We start from the raw sequence: 205 nt of genomic DNA on the forward strand, positions 1-205 counted from the left end.
GAACAAATTGGTGGAGCCTAGCGGGATCGAACCGCTGACCTCCTGCGTGCAAGGCAGGCGCTCTCCCAGCTGAGCTAAGGCCCCATTTCAAAATGGTGGGCCTAAATGGACTCGAACCATCGACCTCACGCTTATCAGGCGTGCGCTCTAACCAGCTGAGCTATAGGCCCATTTTGAAAAAGTTTATAAAATTTAAAATAAACTC

The 205-nt window shown here is 49.8% G+C and carries 2 tRNA genes; both read right to left on the reverse strand.

The features are described 5' to 3' along the window. Positions 1-8 precede the first annotated feature (8 nt). Positions 9-84, reverse strand: a tRNA-Ala gene (locus KSHG_RS15660). Positions 85-93: 9 nt separating this feature from the next. After that, positions 94-170: transfer RNA gene (locus KSHG_RS15665), tRNA-Ile, on the reverse strand. Positions 171-205 lie beyond the last annotated feature (35 nt).

Origin of the sequence: Kurthia senegalensis (assembly GCF_000285595.1) — a bacterium.
Taxonomy (GTDB): Bacteria; Bacillota; Bacilli; order Bacillales_A; family Planococcaceae; genus Kurthia; species Kurthia senegalensis.